The 1,518-nt window shown below is 65.6% G+C and carries 2 protein-coding genes; one reads left to right on the forward strand and one right to left on the reverse strand.

Going from position 1 to position 1,518, the window contains the following annotated elements; genetic code table 11:
- Positions 1-50 precede the first annotated feature (50 nt).
- On the forward strand, positions 51-926 hold the full coding sequence (locus IF88_RS0139585; protein ID WP_030724402.1) for an IS5 family transposase: 876 nt from the start codon (positions 51-53) through the stop codon (positions 924-926).
- Here the strand turns inward: IF88_RS0139585 and IF88_RS0139590 are convergent.
- The gene (locus IF88_RS0139590) at positions 910-1,446 is read right to left on the reverse strand and encodes a GNAT family N-acetyltransferase (protein WP_078893443.1); all 537 of its coding nucleotides are present in this window, start codon (positions 1,444-1,446) and stop codon (positions 910-912) included. The two genes, IF88_RS0139585 and IF88_RS0139590, sit on opposite strands and share 17 nt — an antisense overlap.
- Between the last annotated feature and the right edge of the window lie 72 nt (positions 1,447-1,518).

Here is a 1,518-nt window from a genome sequence, read left to right on the forward strand (position 1 = left end):
ACTAGGCCGTGTATCGAAAGTGGATCTTGAGCTGTGGATGATCACGGTTCATGGGTCGGGGAGATCTCACGGATGAACAGTGGGCGGTGTTGGAGCCGTTGTTGCCGAAGGGGATGAAGGCGGGGCGGCCGCCCGTCTGGCCCCGGCGGCAGCTGATCGACGGCATAAGGTTCCGGGTCCGTACCGGCGTGCCGTGGCGGGACGTGCCAGTCGAGTACGGGCCGTGGGGCCGGATCTACGACCTCTTCCGCCGATGGCAGCGGGATGGCACCTGGCACCGGGTCCTTACCCGGCTCCAGTCCCTGGCCGACGCGAAGGGTGCGATCACTTGGGACCTGAGCGTCGACTCCACGGTGTGCCGCGCTCACCAGCATGCGGCCGGCGCCCGCAAGCGGGGTGACCTGCAAAAGGAACCACCGGGAGGTGTCTTCACCGAGCCCGGAGATCACGGGCTGGGACGCTCGCGCGGCGGGTTCACAACTAAGTTGCACCTGGCCGTCGAACAGGGCCAGAGGCCTATGTCGATCGTGATCACGGCTGGCCAGCGCGGTGACTCGCCGCAGTTCGAACGCGTGCTAGAGAAGGTACGCGTGCCCCGCATCGGGCCCGGCCGGCCACGTGTCCGTCCCAATCGCGTGAGGGCTGACAAGGCGTACGCCTCCCGCAGGAACCGCGCCTACCTGCGCCGACGCGGCATCCGTTGCACCATCCCGGACAAGGCCGACCAGGCACGTAACCGCAAGAAACTGGGCGCTCTCGGTGGCCGGCCGCCCAGATTCGACGCCGAGGACTACAAGGCTCGGCATGCGGTCGAGTGTGGAATCAACCGACTCAAAAGGCACCGAGCGGTGGCCACCCGCTTCGACAAACTCGCGGTCCGCTACGAGGCGACCGTCCTCGTAGCGGCTATCAACGAGTGGTTGTGACGTACTGGTCCGACGACAACTCGAACACCCGTACTCGCCGACCACCGGCGGGATTGACGGTCTCACGGACCGGATGTATCCCCAGTTTGGTCATGATCCGTTCGGAGGCGTCGTTGCCCACTTGAGCGATGCTGACGATCCGCTCCAGCTCTCGCTCTTCGAACCCGAACCGTACAGCGGCCGCAGCGGCCTCGGTGGCCAAGCCCTGCCCCCAGTGGGAACGTCCCAGCCGCCAGCCGACCTCAACCGCTGGCAGTACCTCCGGCAAGTAGTTGGGCACCGAAAGGCCGGTGAACCCGGCCAGCTCGCCAGTGGACCGGATCTCCACGGCGAACAGGCCGAAGCCCTGTGACTCCCACTCGCTCTCCCACGCCTGGACCCGGCCGCGAGTCTGCTGTTCGTCAAGGACGCCGCCGTCACGGATCCACCGCATGACCTCGGGGTCGGCATTGACGGCAGCCATGGGCGCAACGTCTTCCTCGCGCCAGCGACGCAGGATCAAACGGGGAGTCTCAAGCATGACCATCCAATCATTCTTGATCACAAAAGGGCTCTCCGTCATCCTCACCAGGCACTTTCGATACACGCCCTA

Source organism: Streptomyces sp. NRRL F-2580 (genome assembly GCF_000720115.1).
GTDB lineage: Bacteria > Actinomycetota > Actinomycetes > Streptomycetales > Streptomycetaceae > Streptomyces.